Origin of the sequence: Streptomyces sp. NPDC056296, assembly GCF_042268605.1 — a bacterium.
Lineage (GTDB): Bacteria > Actinomycetota > Actinomycetes > Streptomycetales > Streptomycetaceae > Streptomyces.
Genome location: NZ_JBHJRX010000019.1, coordinates 48,642 through 62,411, shown reverse-complemented (window position 1 = coordinate 62,411; position 13,770 = coordinate 48,642). Strand labels below are relative to the sequence as shown.

General features: G+C 70.7%; 14 protein-coding genes. 7 read left to right on the top strand and 7 right to left on the bottom strand.

Features of this window, described 5'->3' with window-relative positions:
- Window positions 1-20: 20 nt before the first annotated feature.
- From ACFCZF_RS16245 to ACFCZF_RS16220, 6 genes are all read right to left on the bottom strand, one after another.
- A complete protein-coding gene (locus ACFCZF_RS16245; RefSeq protein ID WP_376672201.1) occupies window positions 21-857 on the bottom strand; it encodes an undecaprenyl-diphosphate phosphatase in 837 nt (278 codons plus the stop codon).
- Window positions 858-895: 38 nt separating this feature from the next.
- Window positions 896-1,270, bottom strand: coding sequence for a fluoride efflux transporter CrcB (gene crcB, locus ACFCZF_RS16240; RefSeq protein ID WP_376672200.1), 375 nt, complete (start codon window positions 1,268-1,270; stop codon window positions 896-898).
- Window positions 1,267-1,743: a fluoride efflux transporter CrcB gene (crcB, locus tag ACFCZF_RS16235; protein ID WP_376672199.1), complete on the bottom strand. Its 477-nt coding sequence runs from the start codon at window positions 1,741-1,743 to the stop codon at window positions 1,267-1,269. The genes crcB (ACFCZF_RS16240) and crcB (ACFCZF_RS16235) overlap by 4 nt, the downstream gene beginning before the upstream one ends.
- Window positions 1,744-1,880: 137 nt before the next feature.
- The gene (locus ACFCZF_RS16230; RefSeq protein WP_376672198.1) at window positions 1,881-2,219 is read right to left on the bottom strand and encodes an ArsR family transcriptional regulator; all 339 of its coding nucleotides are present in this window, start codon (window positions 2,217-2,219) and stop codon (window positions 1,881-1,883) included.
- Window positions 2,220-2,344: 125 nt separating this feature from the next.
- Window positions 2,345-3,907 (bottom strand): arabinogalactan endo-beta-1,4-galactanase, encoded by a 1,563-nt coding sequence (locus ACFCZF_RS16225; protein ID WP_376672197.1) that lies wholly within the window; start codon window positions 3,905-3,907, stop codon window positions 2,345-2,347.
- A gap of 58 nt (window positions 3,908-3,965) precedes the next feature.
- The gene (locus ACFCZF_RS16220) at window positions 3,966-5,990 is read right to left on the bottom strand and encodes a beta-galactosidase (RefSeq protein ID WP_376672196.1); all 2,025 of its coding nucleotides are present in this window, start codon (window positions 5,988-5,990) and stop codon (window positions 3,966-3,968) included.
- 185 nt (window positions 5,991-6,175) lie between these two features.
- Between ACFCZF_RS16220 and ACFCZF_RS16215 the strand changes: the two genes are divergently transcribed.
- From ACFCZF_RS16215 to ACFCZF_RS16195, 5 genes are all read left to right on the top strand, one after another.
- A complete protein-coding gene (locus tag ACFCZF_RS16215) occupies window positions 6,176-7,495 on the top strand; it encodes an ABC transporter substrate-binding protein (protein WP_376672195.1) in 1,320 nt (439 codons plus the stop codon).
- Window positions 7,492-8,421 carry a carbohydrate ABC transporter permease gene (locus ACFCZF_RS16210; protein ID WP_376672194.1) on the top strand — a complete coding sequence of 310 codons (930 nt, stop codon included), beginning with the start codon at window positions 7,492-7,494 and terminating at the stop codon, window positions 8,419-8,421. The genes ACFCZF_RS16215 and ACFCZF_RS16210 overlap by 4 nt, the downstream gene beginning before the upstream one ends.
- Window positions 8,418-9,323, top strand: a complete 906-nt coding sequence (locus tag ACFCZF_RS16205) for a carbohydrate ABC transporter permease (RefSeq protein WP_376672193.1) — start codon at window positions 8,418-8,420, stop codon at window positions 9,321-9,323. Before ACFCZF_RS16210 ends, ACFCZF_RS16205 begins: the two co-directional genes overlap by 4 nt.
- On the top strand, window positions 9,320-10,351 hold the full coding sequence (locus ACFCZF_RS16200; protein WP_376672192.1) for a LacI family DNA-binding transcriptional regulator: 1,032 nt from the start codon (window positions 9,320-9,322) through the stop codon (window positions 10,349-10,351). The genes ACFCZF_RS16205 and ACFCZF_RS16200 overlap by 4 nt, the downstream gene beginning before the upstream one ends.
- Before the next feature lie 93 nt (window positions 10,352-10,444).
- On the top strand, window positions 10,445-10,861 hold the full coding sequence (locus ACFCZF_RS16195) for a MarR family winged helix-turn-helix transcriptional regulator (protein ID WP_376672191.1): 417 nt from the start codon (window positions 10,445-10,447) through the stop codon (window positions 10,859-10,861).
- 15 nt (window positions 10,862-10,876) lie between these two features.
- On the opposite strand, the gene ACFCZF_RS16190 is transcribed toward ACFCZF_RS16195, so the two are convergent.
- The gene (locus ACFCZF_RS16190) at window positions 10,877-11,278 is read right to left on the bottom strand and encodes an SseB family protein (protein ID WP_121750554.1); all 402 of its coding nucleotides are present in this window, start codon (window positions 11,276-11,278) and stop codon (window positions 10,877-10,879) included.
- A 236-nt stretch (window positions 11,279-11,514) separates the two neighbouring features.
- Between ACFCZF_RS16190 and ACFCZF_RS16185 the strand changes: the two genes are divergently transcribed.
- Both ACFCZF_RS16185 and ACFCZF_RS16180 read left to right on the top strand, forming a co-directional pair.
- Window positions 11,515-12,120, top strand: coding sequence for a hypothetical protein (locus tag ACFCZF_RS16185; RefSeq protein ID WP_376672190.1), 606 nt, complete (start codon window positions 11,515-11,517; stop codon window positions 12,118-12,120).
- Between the two features lie 159 nt (window positions 12,121-12,279).
- On the top strand, window positions 12,280-13,725 hold the full coding sequence (locus ACFCZF_RS16180; RefSeq protein WP_376672189.1) for a glyceraldehyde-3-phosphate dehydrogenase: 1,446 nt from the start codon (window positions 12,280-12,282) through the stop codon (window positions 13,723-13,725).
- Window positions 13,726-13,770: the final 45 nt, after the last annotated feature.

The following is a 13,770-nucleotide window of genomic DNA, read 5'->3' as shown; positions in this document are numbered from 1 at the left end:
GTGCCGGTCCGGCCGCGCGGTCAGCTGTGCAGCACGCCCGTGCCGAGCAGCCCGAAGAGCAGGACGCCGACCGCGATCCGGTAGATGACGAAGGCGTTGAAGGAGTGCTTGGCGACGAACTTAAGCAGCCAGGCGATCGAGGCGTAGGCGACCACGAAGGAGACGAGGGTGCCGACCGCCAGGGGGGCCGCGCCCGCCCCGGTGCCCAGGGCGTCCTTCAGCTCGTACAGACCGGCGCCGGTCAGGGCCGGGATGCCGAGGAAGAAGGAGAGCCGCGTGGCGGCCACCCGGTCCAGGTCGAGCATCAGGGCGGTGGACATGGTGGCCCCGGAGCGGGAGAAGCCCGGGAAGAGCAGGGCGAGGATCTGGGAGCCACCGACCAGCATCGCGTCTTTGAACGAGGTGTCGTCCTCGCCCCGCTTGTGCCGCCCCGTGCGGTCCGCCACCCACATCACGCCGCTGCCGACGATCAGCGAGCCGGCGACCACCCACAGCGAGGCGAGCGGTCCCTTGATCAGCGGCTTGGCCGCCAGGCCCACGAGCACGATCGGGATCGTCGCGATGATGACCCACCAGGCGAACTTGTAGTCGTGGTGGTAGCGCTCCTCCCGGTCGGTCAGCCCGCGCACCCAGGCGGAGAGGATCCGCACGATGTCCTTGAAGAAGTAGACCAGCACGGCGGCGATCGCACCGACCTGGATGACCGCCGAGAACCCGATGACGGCGTCGTCGTCGACGGGGATGCCCATCAGCCCCTCGACGATCTTGAGGTGACCGGTGGAGGAGACCGGAAGGAACTCGGTGACCCCCTCGACGACTCCGAGGACGACGGCCTGGCCGATACTGATGACGCTCATGAAGTCCTGTCCTACTACACGCGGGGCGGTGCCTCGTGTCAGGCCCAGAGCGCGTCGGCCAGTGTCACCCCCGCGAACGCCGCCCCCAGGCCGGCCGCCACACTCGCCGTCACGTTCACGGCGGCCAGGAGGCGTGCGCCCGTCTCGGTCAGCCGGAGCGTCTCGTAGGAGAAGGTCGAGTACGTCGTGAGGGCACCGCACAGCCCGGTCCCGAGCAGGAGCCGCAGGTCGGAGCCCGCGGCTCCCGCGAGTGCCGCGCCGGTCAGCAGGCCCAGCACCAGACAGCCGACGACGTTCACCGTGAAGGTGCCCCAGGGAAAGACCGAGTCGTGCCGGGACTGCACCGCGCGGTCGGTGAGGTAGCGGAGCGGGGCACCGACCATGCCGCCCGCGACGACCAGCAGCCAGTTCACGACGACCTCTCACCCTTCGTGTCCGTGCCCCCGCGTGTTCCGGGCGGCGACACGCGGCGGGTCGCCCAGGTGGCGAGCCACACCGCCGCGAGCGCCGCCAGAGGGGTGGCGGCGAGGTAGAGGAGACCCGTACGGACCTGGTCGGCGGCGAACAGGTGACGGATGTCGACGGCGTAGGTGGAGAAGGTGGTGAAGCCGCCGAGGACTCCGGTGCCCAGGAACGGCCGGACGAGGCGGTGGGCGTCCCGCACCTCGGTGACGACCACCATCAGCACGCCGATCAGGGCACAGCCGGCGACATTGACCCAGAAGGTCGTCCAGGGGAAGCCACCGGTCTGCGTCGGCCACCACAGGGAGGCCGCGTAGCGGGCGGCGGCGCCCGTGCCGCCGCCCAGGGAGACGGCCGCGACGACCGGCGCCCGGCCGCGCCGGGCGGGCCGGACTGCGGCGCTCTCGGTGTTCGGGGCTGTCACGGTCGTACGTCTCCTACTCGCCGGGCAGGGGGAAGCCCCCGTTCGCAAGTAGGGACCGTTGGCGGCGTCTGCCGCGGTTCGGGTACGGCGGGCCCCACCGCCGCGCCGCGCGCACCGGGGCGGCGGCTGGGGTCAGCTTAACGCCGGTGCGGCTCCGGGTCACTCGTCGGCGCCGCGCGGCCGCCGGTCTGCCAGCCCTTCTCGAACATCCGCGCCACCTCGGCGATCCGCACCTCGTCGCGCCGGTAGTACGTCCGGCCGCGGATTCCGCCGGTGCGGAGCAGACCGATGCTCGCGAGCAGGTCGAGGTGGGTTCCGGCCGCCCGGCGGGACACGCCGAGCTTCGCGGCGACGAGCTCCACGCGGACGCCGTGCGCGACGACGTCCGCGTGGTGCTCGGGCGGGAAGTGGGCGGCCGGATCCTTGAGCCACTCCAGGATGTCGAGACGCGTGCCGTGCACGGGGGTCCTCAGCATCTCGTCCTCCCTTCGTCCGGGCCCGCCCGTACCGTGTCCTTCCACTGTCCCGCAGTCGGCGCCCCGCTGTCCGGGACTCCGGCGCCTTGTCCGGTACCGGGCGGTCCCGTCCGGCACAGGAGGTGTCAGCGGTGACGGAACCACGCCATGGCCGGCAGCGCCCTGTCGTCGTAGCCGAACAGGGCCTGGTTCTCCCAGCCGTTGCCGGAGGACGGGTCGGTGGGGTCCCAGCCGTTGCCGTCGACGGCGGTCCAGGTCGCCTCCCAGTAGAAGACGCCGAGGCCGCGGCCGTTCGGGACGGCCTCCACGATGTCCGCCACGGTGTTCATCCACGCCGTCTGCCCGGCCGGGGTCGCCGGGTAGCCGGGGACCAGCTCACCGGTGACGTCGATGATGTTCTCGTGCGCGTCCTCACTGTCCAGCCGGAACGGGTAGGCCGTCTCGGCGACGAAGACCGGCTTGCCGTAGCGGGCGGCCGCGTCGTCCAGGGTGGTCTGGAAGTCGGACAGCGGGCCGTGCCAGTACCCGTAGTACGACAGGCCGATGGCGTCGAACCGGACGCCGTGCGCGACGGCGTTGTCGAACCACCAGCGGGTGCCCGCCAGGTCGCCGCCCTTGGCCAGGTGCAGCGCGACGGGGGTGGCCGCGTCGACGCTCTTGACCGCGTCGTATCCACTGTTGATCAACCCGGCGAGCTGCGTCCAGTTGTCCGTGGAGCCCTCGTTCCACAGCATGCCGCCGTTGATCTCGTTGCCGACCTGCACCATGTCGGCGCCGGTGCCCTGCGCCTTGAGCGCGTTGAGTACGTCGTGGGTGTGGTCGTACACGTCCGTCTTCAGCCGGCCGTAGGAGTGGCCGGCCCAGGCGGCGGGCTTGCTCTGGGCGCCCGGGTCGGCCCAGGTGTCCGAGTAGTGGAAGTCGACCAGCAGCTTCATGCCCCGGTCCTTGACGCGCTTGGCGGTCGCCAGCACGCGCGCCTTGTTGTTGTAGCCGTCGGCCGGGTTCACCCAGACCTTGAGGCGGGCGTAGTTCATGCCGGCGGACTTCAGGATACCGAGCGCGTCACCCGCCGATCCCGAACTCGTCCGGTAGGCGCCGCCCTTGGCCTCGCTCTTGGCCAGGGAGGAGACGTCGGCCCCCTTGACCGGCACTCCGGAGGACGTGCCCGGCGTGAAGGTCAGGTCGTCGACATTGATCCAGTTGCCGGCGTTCGCGTCACTGTTGACGCTGATGGTGCACTGGTTGGCAGTCACATTGACCGGCACGACGATCCGGATCCACCCACCGGCTGACACCGGCAGGTCGGTGCGCTGCTCGGCTCCGCCGCAGTTCTTGAGGGCTATCCAGGCGGCGTTCTGGCCGCCTCCCGAGCGGACCCAGGCGGTCAGCCGGTAGCTGCCGTTGGCCAGCCCGGAGAGGTACTGGTACGTCTCGACCTTGTACGCGGACGAGGACCAGTGGCTCAGGCGGTTGCCGCCGCCGTGGCCGCCGGCCTCGGTGTACGAGGCGCCGGTCGAGCCGTACTCGGACCAGCCGGCGGGCGCGGCCGCGCCGCCGGCGTCGGTCTCGAAGCCGCCGTTGGTGAGGGTGCTCGCCGCCTGGGCGGTCTGGGCCGGCAGGGCGGTGAGGGCGAGCCCGGCCACGAGGAGCGGCAGGAGGGCCCTGAGGGTGCGTCTGGGATGGAACATCGTCGTCCGTGGTCCCTTCGACTTGGGGATGGGGCGGAAATCAGCGGTGACCGGGGGGCTAAGGGATGTCGAGCCGTACGATCCGCACGGCGCCGGCCGGGATCGCGAGGCGGCCCGCGGCGCGCTCGCCGGTGAGCAGTTCGGTGCCGTGCGCGTCCAGCGGCACTTTGGCGTCCGAGGCGGTGTGGTTGATCGCGAACAGGTAGGTGCCCGACTCGCCGGTGCGGCGCACCACTTCGACGTCGCGGGGCAGGTCGGCGCGGGGGCTGATGCCCGCGTCCTCGGCCGCCCGGCCGAGGACGGCGTCCAGGCCTTCGGCGCCGAGGCGGGTGGAGACGTACCAGGCGGTGCCCTCGCCGAGGCGGTGGCGGGTGACGGCCGGGTGGCCCGCGGTGAGGCCGTCGGTGTACGTCCACACCGGCTCGGCGCCGCGCGGCACGACGAACTCCGTCCACACGTCGCCGGTCTGCCCGGAGCCGTCCGGGCCGGTGAGCCCGACCCGCTCGCCCGCGAGCAGCGGTGAGAACTCCTCGACGGTGAGGCCCAGCACGTCTCTGAGCGCGCCCGGGTAGGGGCCCTCGTGGACGGCGTCGTGCTCGTCGACGATGCCGGAGAAGTACGAGACGACGAGGGTGCCGCCGTTCTCGACGTACTCGCGGAGGTTGTTCCCGGCCGCCTCGGTCGCGAGGTACAGCGCGGGGACGACGACAAGTGGATAGGCCGACAAGTCGGCTTCCGGGTGGGCGAAGTCGACGGTCAGGTGGCGGTCGTAGAGGGCTTCGTAGAAGGCGTCGGCGCGTTCGCGGGGGTCGTGGTCCTCGCTGGGGCGCCACTGGAGGTTCTGGGCCCACCAGGACTGCCAGTCCCAGACCATGGCCACGTCTGCTTCGGTGCGGGTGCCGCGGACGGGGGCCAGTGAGCCGATCGAGGCGCCCAGTTCGGTCACCTCGCGCCAGACGCGTGTCCCGGTTCCGCCGTGCGGCAGCATCGCCGAGTGGAACTTCTCGGCGCCGCGCCTCGACTGCCGCCACTGGAAGAACATGGCGCCCTCGGAGCCGCGGGCCACGTGGGCGAGGGAGTTGCGGGCCATCTGGCCGGGGGCCTTGGCGGGGTTGCGGGGCTGCCAGTTGACGCCCGAGGTGGAGTGTTCGAGCAGCAGCCAGGGGGCGCCGCCCGCGACGGAGCGGGTGAGGTCGGCGGCCATGGCGAGGTTGACGTGGGTGCGGCGGCCGTCGGTGATCAGGTAGTGGTCGTTGGTGACGAGGTCGACCTCGCGGCCCCAGGCCCAGTAGTCGACGGAGTCGCACTGGCTGAGCGCGGTCATGAAGTTGGTGGTGACGGGGACGCCGGGTGAGAGGCGGTGCAGGATGTCCCGCTCGGCGCGGAAGTTCTCGCGCATGGTGGCGTCGGCGAAGCGCTTGTAGTCCAGCGCCTGGGCCGGGTTGCCCACCGTCGGGGTCGTGCGCGGCGGGTTGATCTGGTCGAGGTCCGTGTAGCGCTGGCCCCAGAAGGCGGTGCCCCAGGCCTCGTTGACGGCGTCGACGGTGCCGTACGTCGTCGCCAGCCAGCGGCGGAAGTGCGCGGCGCAGGAGTCGCAGTAGCAGGCGGAGACGGGGACGCCGTACTCGTTGTGGACGTGCCAGAGCGCGAGGGCCGGGTGGGTGCCGTAGCGCTCGGCGAGCCTGGTGGTGATGTTCGCGGCGGCGACGCGGTAGTCGGCGTCGCTGTGGCAGATGGCGCCCCGGGAGCCGAACTCGTACCGCACCCCCTCGGCGGTCACGGGCAGCGCCTCGGGGTGGGCCCGGTAGAACCAGGCGGGCGGGGCGACGGTGGGCGTGCCGAGGTCGGCGCGGATGCCGTTGTCGTGCAGCAGGTCGAGGAGGCGGTCCAGCCAGCCGAAGTCGTAGGTGCCGGGGGCGGGTTCCAGCAGCGCCCAGGAGAAGATCCCGGCGCTCACCATCGTCACGCCGGCCTCGCGCATCAGCCGGACGTCCTCCTGCCAGGTCTCCTCCGGCCACTGCTCGGGGTTGTAGTCCCCGCCGAAGGCGAGCCCGGCCAGGCCCCTGGGGGTGGTCTCCGGCATGGATGGTCTCCCGATGTGATCGATCAATTGGGAACGTGCACACACACTGTCGGCGGTGCGAGCCCAACATAACCGCACAGCAACAACCATTGACAAGTGTCCGGGATGTTTCTCTACTGTGAACGCTCACAGAAGCATGGCAGGTCTTCGCAGCGGGCGGAGACCCCAGGTCAGGGGAGAGTTCCATGCCGTACACGAAGCGCCGTCGCCTGGTGACCTCCGCCGTCGCCGTCGCCCTCGGGGCCACCACCCTCGCCGCCTGCGGCTCGTCCGACGACGACAGCGACGCCCAGTCGGGCCCGGTCTCGCTGACGTACTGGACGTGGACGCCCGGCATGGACAAGGTCGTCGACCTGTGGAACAAGGGGCCGGGCAAGGAGCAGCGGATCACGGTCACGGTGAAGAAGCAGGCGTCCGGCGACACGCTGGTCACCAAGATCCTCACCGCGCACAAGGCCGGCCAGGGGCCCGACCTGGTGCAGGCCGAGTACCAGGCGCTGCCGACCCTGGTCAGCAACGACGCGCTCGCCGACATATCGGGCGAGGTCGGTGATGTGAAGGGCAAGTTCGCCGAGGGAGTGTGGCAGCAGACCACACTGGGCACGGACGCCGTCTACGCCGTCCCGCAGGACATCGGGCCAATGATGTTCTACTACCGCGAGGACCTGTTCAAGAAGTACGGCCTGAAGGTCCCGGCCACCTGGGACGAGTTCGCCGAGACCGCGCGCGAGCTGAAGAAGGCGGCGCCCGACAAGGACCTCACCACCTTCTCCGCCAACGACTCCGGACTCTTCGCGGGCCTGGCCCAGCAGGCGGGCGCCCAGTGGTGGACGACCGAGGGCGACCAGTGGAAGGTCGGCATCGACGACGCGGCGACGAAGAAGGTCGCCGACTTCTGGGGCGGCCTCGTCGAGGAGGGCGCCGTAGACAACCAGCCGATGTACACCCCGGCCTGGAACAAGGCGCTCAACACCGGCAAGCAGATCGCCTGGGTCAGCGCCGTGTGGGCGCCCGGCACGCTGACCACGGCCGCGCCCGACACCAAGGGCAAGTGGGCCATGGCCCCGCTCCCCCAGTGGTCCGACAGCGAGAACCGCACCGGCAGCTGGGGCGGCTCCTCCACCGGCGTCACCACCGACTCCGAGCACAAGGACGCCGCCGCCATGTTCGCCGAGTGGCTGAACACCGACGGTGACGCGCTCAGCGCCCTGGCCACGGAGGGAGGCATCTACCCGGCCTCCACCTCCGCCCAGCTCAGCGGTGCCTTCTCCAACCCGCCGGAGTTCTTCGCCAACCAGCCGGACTTCTACACCAGGGCCGCCGCCATCGCGAAGACGACGGCGCCGGCCGCCTGGGGGCCGAACGTCAACGTCGCCTACACGGCCTTCAAGGACGCGTTCGGCGCCGCCGCGAAGAACAAGTCGGACTTCACCGCCGCCCTGGGCACCATGCAGGAGGAGACGGTCGCCGACCTGAAGAAGCAGGGCTTCGAGGTCGCCCAGTGACCAGCACGACGGCACGCCGGAGGCCGTACGGGGTCAAGGGCGCCCCGTATGCCTTCCTGATCCCCGCGATCGCCCTGTTCCTGCTCTTCTTCGCGCTGCCCATCGGCTACGCCGTCCACCTCAGCTTCCGCAAGGTGGAGGTCTCCGGGCTCGGACTGGGCGCCGGGGCACGCGAGGAGGTGTGGGCCGGTCTCCAGAACTACACCGACGCCCTCACCGACAGCGAGCTGCTGGACGGGGCGCTGCGCGTCCTGGGCTACGGCTGCGTCGTCGTGCCGGTGATGCTGGGCCTCGCCCTGCTGTTCGCCCTGATGCTCGACTCCGAGAAGGTGCGGTTCACACCGGTCACCCGGCTCGCGATCTTCCTGCCGTACGCCATTCCCGGAGTGGTGGCGGCGCTGCTGTGGGGCTTCCTGTACCTGCCGGACGTCAGCCCCTTCTACTTCGTGCTCGACCGGCTCGGTCTGCCGCAGCCGGACCTGCTGGACGGCGGTCCGCTCTATCTCGCGCTGGCGAACATCGCGGTCTGGGGCGGCACCGGCTTCAACATGATCGTCATCTACACCTCGCTGCGGGCCATCCCGGCCGAGGTGTACGAGGCGGCGAAGCTGGACGGCGCCTCCCCGCTGCAGATCGCGCTGCGGATCAAGATCCCGATGGTGGCGCCGTCGCTGGTGCTGACGTTCTTCTTCTCGATCATCGCCACGCTCCAGGTGTTCAACGAGCCGACCACCCTCAAACCGCTCACCAACTCCGTCTCCACCACCTGGAGTCCGCTGATGAAGGTGTACCAGGACGCCTTCGGCAAGGGTGACATCCACGCCGCTGCCGCCCAGGCGGCGATCATCGCGCTCGTCACCCTGGTGCTGTCCTTCGGCTTTCTGCGGGCAGCGAACCGTCGCAACAAGCAGGAGGCAGCACGATGAGTTCTCTTGCCGTACGCAAGGCGCGGCCGGCGGCGGGCACCACGCCCGGGACGGCGCAGGGACCGCCGCGGCGCCGCCGCATCGCGCCGGTCCCGACGCTCACCCTGCTGCTCGGCGCGGTCTACTGCCTGCTGCCGGTGGCCTGGGTGGTCGTCGCGGCCACCAAGTCGGGCAGCGAACTGTTCTCCACCTTCACCTTCCTGCCGGGCACGGGCTTCGCCGACAACGTGAGCGACCTGAGCGCCTACCGCGATGGCGTCTACTGGCAGTGGATGGCCAACTCGGCCCTCTACGCCGGTCTCGGCGCCCTGCTGTCCACGGTCGTGTCGGCGTTCAGCGGCTACGCGCTGGCGACGTACCGCTTCCGCGGCCGGGAGACGCTGTTCAACGTGCTGCTGGCGGGGGTGCTGATGCCGCCGGTGATCCTCGCCGTGCCGCAGTACCTGCTGCTGGCCGAGGCGAACCTGACGGACTCGTACCTGGCCGTGCTGCTCCCCCAGATCCTCTCCCCCTACGGCGTCTACCTGGCGCGCATCTACGCCGCGGCGGCCGTGCCCGCCGACGTGGTGGAGGCCGGGCGGATGGACGGGGCGAGCGAGTGGCGGATCTTCACCCGGGTCGCGCTGCCGATGATGGTGCCGGGACTGGTGACGGTGTTCCTGTTCCAGTTCGTGGCCGTGTGGAACAACTTCCTGCTGCCCTACATCATGCTCAGCGACGACGAGAAGTTCCCGATCACGCTCGGTCTCTACACGCTGCTGGAGCAGGGCGCGAACACACCCGCGCTCTACACACTGGTGATCACCGGCGCCTTCCTCGCGGTGCTGCCGCTCGTCGCCCTCTTCCTGGTCGTCCAGCGGTTCTGGAGCCTCGACCTGCTCTCCGGGGCCGTAAAGTCATGACCATGAGCAACACGGGGGGCCGGCGCCGACCGCCCACGATCCACGACGTGGCGCGCGAGGCGGGAGTGTCGCGGGGCACGGTGTCACGGGTGCTCAACGGCGGGCACTACGTCAGCCCGGCCGCGCAGGAGTCCGTCAACGCGGCCATCCGCAAGACCGGTTACGTCGTCAACCGGCACGCCAGGTCGCTGATCACCGGGCGGTCCGACTCGGTGGGCTTCCTGCTCACCGAGCCGCAGGAGCGGTTCTTCGAGGACCCCAATTTCAACGTCCTGCTGCGCGGCTGCACCCAGGCGCTGGCCGCGCACGACGTGCCGCTGCTGCTGATGCTGGCCGGCACGGAGGACGAGCGGCGGCGCATAACGCGGTACATCACGGCGGGGCACGTCGACGGCGTGCTGCTGGTCTCCAGCCACTCCGGGAACCCGGTCGCCGAGGAACTGCGCGCGGCGGGTGTGCCGCTGGTGGCGTGCGGCAAGCCGATCGGGCTGGGTTCGAAGGTGAGTTACGTGGCCGCCGACGACCGGGACGGCGCCCGGGACATGGTCCGCCATCTGCTGTCGCTGGGGCGGCGGCGGGTGGGTGTGGTCACCGGCCCGCTCGACACCCCCGGCGGTGTGGAGCGCCTGGCCGGGTACCGGGAGGTGCTCGGCGAGGCGGGCGTCGCCGTCGACGAACGGCTCGTCGTCTCGGGCGACTACAGCCGGGCCAGCGGTGAGGCGGGGGCGGAGCGGCTGCTGGCGCAGGCGCCGGACGTGGACGCCGTGTTCGTGGCGTCCGACCTGATGGCGCAGGGGGTGTTGGCGGCGCTGCAACGGGCAGGGCGGCGGGTGCCCGAGGACGTGGCGGTGGGCGGTTTCGACGACTCCCCCGCGGCGCTCGCCGCCAGTCCCGAGTTGACCACCATCCGGCAGCCCTGGGACCGGATCAGCGCGGAGATGGTCCGGGTGCTGCTGGCCCAGATCGGCGGGGACGACCCGGCGGCGGTGATCCTGCCGACGGAGCTGGTGAAGCGCGACTCGGCCTGAGCGAGCCCGGTGCCCCTCCGTACCCCTCGTGGTCCTTGCACGCACACTAGTTGCACGGACAAGGAACAGTCGCTTCGGTGTTACCGTGCAGGTATGGCAGTCAAGACGGCCGGTGGGCGGCTCGAGGAGCGGTGGCGGGAGATTCTCTCGGTGCACGCGCGCACGATGTGCGAGATCGACCGTGTGCTGCACCCGCACGGTCTGGGCGCGAGCGACTTCGAGGTGCTCGACATCCTCGCGACCGAGACGCCCGAGGAGGGCGCCCAGTGCCGGGTGCAGAACCTGGCCGGCCGGGTCCACCTGAGCCAGAGCGCGCTGTCCCGGCTCATCGCCCGGCTGGAGAAGGACGGGCTGGTGGAGCGCTCGATGTGCGCGGAGGACCGGCGCGGTGTGCATGTCGCCCTGACGCGTGGCGGCCGGGACCTGCACAGCGAGGTGCTGCCGCTGCAGCGGGCCGCACTGGCCCGCATGCTCGGCGACGTGGACGATGTGGAGGACTCCCGCCCCTAGGGACGGGCCGGCCCTCTAGGGACGGGCCAGCAGGGTGCGCACGCCGTCCGACGTGAGCGTGAGGCGGTGCTCCGAGCCCGCGTCGATGGACAGGGAGAGGTCGTCGGCCGGCCACTGCGCGGCGAGGGCGCCCAGCGGCACCATGCGGTAGCGGGAGACGTACGGCAGCAGGTCGGCCATCTCCAGCTCCGAGGTGAACACGGGCACCACCTGGCGGCCGCCCTGCTGTTCCAGCACCGGCAGTGCCAGCATCCCGGGGTCGGCGGCGTCCTGGTCGTTCGCGTCGTCGGGCACCGGGACGAGGACGTCACTGCTCGCGAGGGTGTCGAGCGCCGTCGTGTCCTCGGTGTTCTCGGCAAGTGCGTCCAGCGCCCGCTGGGCGGGCGAGACGGAGTTGTCGTTCGCGGGTGTTTCCATGGCAGATCCCTGGTAGCGACGGTGGTGGGCCCGCCCGATGATCGGCACGGGGCGGTCCAGGCTCGCGTACCCGATCGCCCAGGGCGCAATCATGTTCGACGCCGGGCGCCGGGCCGACCGAGTTCGATCGGCCCCTCGCCCCCTCGGCGTTCCCGACGGCCCCGCCGACAGTGCAACCTTCCGGTCAATTCGCTCGTCCCACCCAATACCGGAACATCCATACCCCGGGGGACACAATGCGACGAAGCAGATCAGCATGGGTGGCGGTCCTGGTCGCGGGCGCCGCCTTGGGAACGGCCACGGTCGCGGCCGACGCGGCCCCGGCCGCCGACGCGCGGAGCACCGTACGGAACACCGCGCACACCACTGCGTGCCCCACCGGCTGGGGCAGCCGGGACAAGACCCGCGTCGCGGGCACGACGACGCCGGTGACGGACGTCAGGACCGGACGCCACGCGTGCTTCGACCGGATGGTCGTCGACGTACCCGGCGCGGACGCCGGGCGTCTCGGCTACTTCGTCCGGTACGTCGACCGGCTGCACCAGGACGGCTCGGGCCGCCCGATCGCGGTGGGCGGCGGAGCCGTGCTGGAGGTCCGGGTCGCCGCACCCGCCTACCGCCCGGAGACCGGCGCCGCCACGTATCCCGGCCGGACCGGCCGGCCCCTGCCCGATGTCGACCTCACCGGATACCGCACCTTCCGCGACACCCGGTTCGCCGGCAGCTTCGAGGGCGAGACACAGATCGGTCTCGGCGTCCGCGCCCGGCTGCCCTTCCGGGTGCTGGCACTGGATGGCCGCGTGGTGGTGGACGTCGCCCACTCCTGGAGCGGCGCACGCTGAGGCGGGTCGGGCCGACGGGCGGGCGGGCGGGCGGGCGTTTCGAGGATCGGCGCCTGTCGGCCCCACCGGCACTCATCTGAACAGCAGGGGGCCCACTTGATCGATCAGAAGGGCGGTCGGGTTAGCATATGAGCGCCGCCTAGCTCGAAAGATAGAGACGTGACTGCCAACGACGACTCGTTCACCAACTGGAAGAACCGCGAAGAGATCGCGGAATCGATGATCCCGATGATCGGGAAGCTGCACCGGGAGCAGGACGTCACGATCCTGCTGCACAGCCGTTCCCTGGTGAACAAGTCTGTGGTCAGCATCCTCAAGACCCACCGCTTCGCCCGCCAGATCGCCGGCGCGGAGCTGTCGGTCACCGAGACGATGCCTTTCCTGCGGGCCCTCGCCACGCTCGACCTCGGTCCCTCGCAGATCGACATCGGCATGCTCGCCGCGACCTACAAGAGCGACGACCGCGGACTGACGGTGGAGGAGTTCACCGCAGACGCCGTCGCCGGGGCCACGGGCGCCAACAAGATCGACCGGCGCGAGGGGCGCGACGTCGTCCTGTACGGCTTCGGCCGCATCGGCCGGCTCGTCGCCCGTCTGCTCATCGAGAAGGCCGGCTCGGGCAACGGCCTGCGGCTGCGCGCCATCGTGGTACGGGGCGGCGGAGAGCAGGATCTCGTCAAGCGCGCCTCGCTGCTGCGCCGCGACTCCGTGCACGGCCAGTTCCAGGGCACGATCACCGTCGACGAGGACAACAGCACGATCTTCGCCAACGGCAACGCGATCAAGGTGATCCACGCCGACGACCCGACGCAGGTCGACTACACGGCGTACGGCATCAAGAACGCCATCCTGATCGACAACACCGGCAAGTGGCGCGACCGCGAGGGCCTGTCGAAGCACCTGCGCCCCGGCATCGACAAGGTCGTCCTGACCGCGCCGGGCAAGGGCGACGTCCCCAACATCGTGCACGGCGTCAACCACGACACCATCAAGCCGGACGAGCGGATCCTGTCCTGCGCGTCCTGCACCACCAATGCGATCGTCCCGCCGCTGAAGGCGATGGCCGACGAGTACGGCGTGCTGCGCGGCCACGTGGAGACGGTCCACTCGTTCACCAACGACCAGAACTTGCTGGACAATTACCACAAGTCCGACCGCCGCGGCCGCAGCGCGCCGCTGAACATGGTCATCACCGAGACGGGTGCCGCCTCCGCCGTCGCCAAGGCCCTCCCGGACCTCAAGGCGAAGATCACCGGCAGCTCGATCCGCGTGCCCGTGCCGGACGTGTCGATCGCGATCCTCAACCTCCAGCTGGCCCGCGAGGCCACCCGCGAGGAGGTCCTCGACCACCTGCGCGACGTGTCGCTGACCTCGCCGCTCAAGCGCCAGATCGACTTCATCAGCGCCCCCGACGCGGTCTCCAGCGACTTCATCGGCTCGCGCCACGCCTCGATCGTCGACGCCGGCGCGCTGAAGGTCGAGGGCGACAACGCGATCCTCTACCTCTGGTACGACAACGAGTTCGGCTACTCCTGCCAGGTCGTGCGCGTCGTGCAGCACGTCTCCGGTGTGGAGTACCCGACGTTCCCGGCCCCGGCGGTCTGATCCGGAGCAGAGCGGGTGTGCGCGAGGGGCGGTGGGGCATGGCTC

Coding starts and splice junctions, on each gene's coding strand:
- ACFCZF_RS16220 (WP_376672196.1), bottom strand. CDS start 5,990: ATGCCGGAGACCACCCCCAGGGGCCTGGCCGGGCTCGCCTTCGGCGGG.
- ACFCZF_RS16190 (WP_121750554.1), bottom strand. CDS start 11,278: ATGGAAACACCCGCGAACGACAACTCCGTCTCGCCCGCCCAGCGGGCG.
- ACFCZF_RS16225 (WP_376672197.1), bottom strand. CDS start 3,907: ATGTTCCATCCCAGACGCACCCTCAGGGCCCTCCTGCCGCTCCTCGTG.
- ACFCZF_RS16245 (WP_376672201.1), bottom strand. CDS start 857: ATGAGCGTCATCAGTATCGGCCAGGCCGTCGTCCTCGGAGTCGTCGAG.
- ACFCZF_RS16230 (WP_376672198.1), bottom strand. CDS start 2,219: ATGCTGAGGACCCCCGTGCACGGCACGCGTCTCGACATCCTGGAGTGG.
- ACFCZF_RS16185 (WP_376672190.1), top strand. CDS start 11,515: ATGCGACGAAGCAGATCAGCATGGGTGGCGGTCCTGGTCGCGGGCGCC.
- ACFCZF_RS16195 (WP_376672191.1), top strand. CDS start 10,445: ATGGCAGTCAAGACGGCCGGTGGGCGGCTCGAGGAGCGGTGGCGGGAG.
- ACFCZF_RS16215 (WP_376672195.1), top strand. CDS start 6,176: ATGCCGTACACGAAGCGCCGTCGCCTGGTGACCTCCGCCGTCGCCGTC.
- ACFCZF_RS16205 (WP_376672193.1), top strand. CDS start 8,418: ATGAGTTCTCTTGCCGTACGCAAGGCGCGGCCGGCGGCGGGCACCACG.
- ACFCZF_RS16200 (WP_376672192.1), top strand. CDS start 9,320: ATGACCATGAGCAACACGGGGGGCCGGCGCCGACCGCCCACGATCCAC.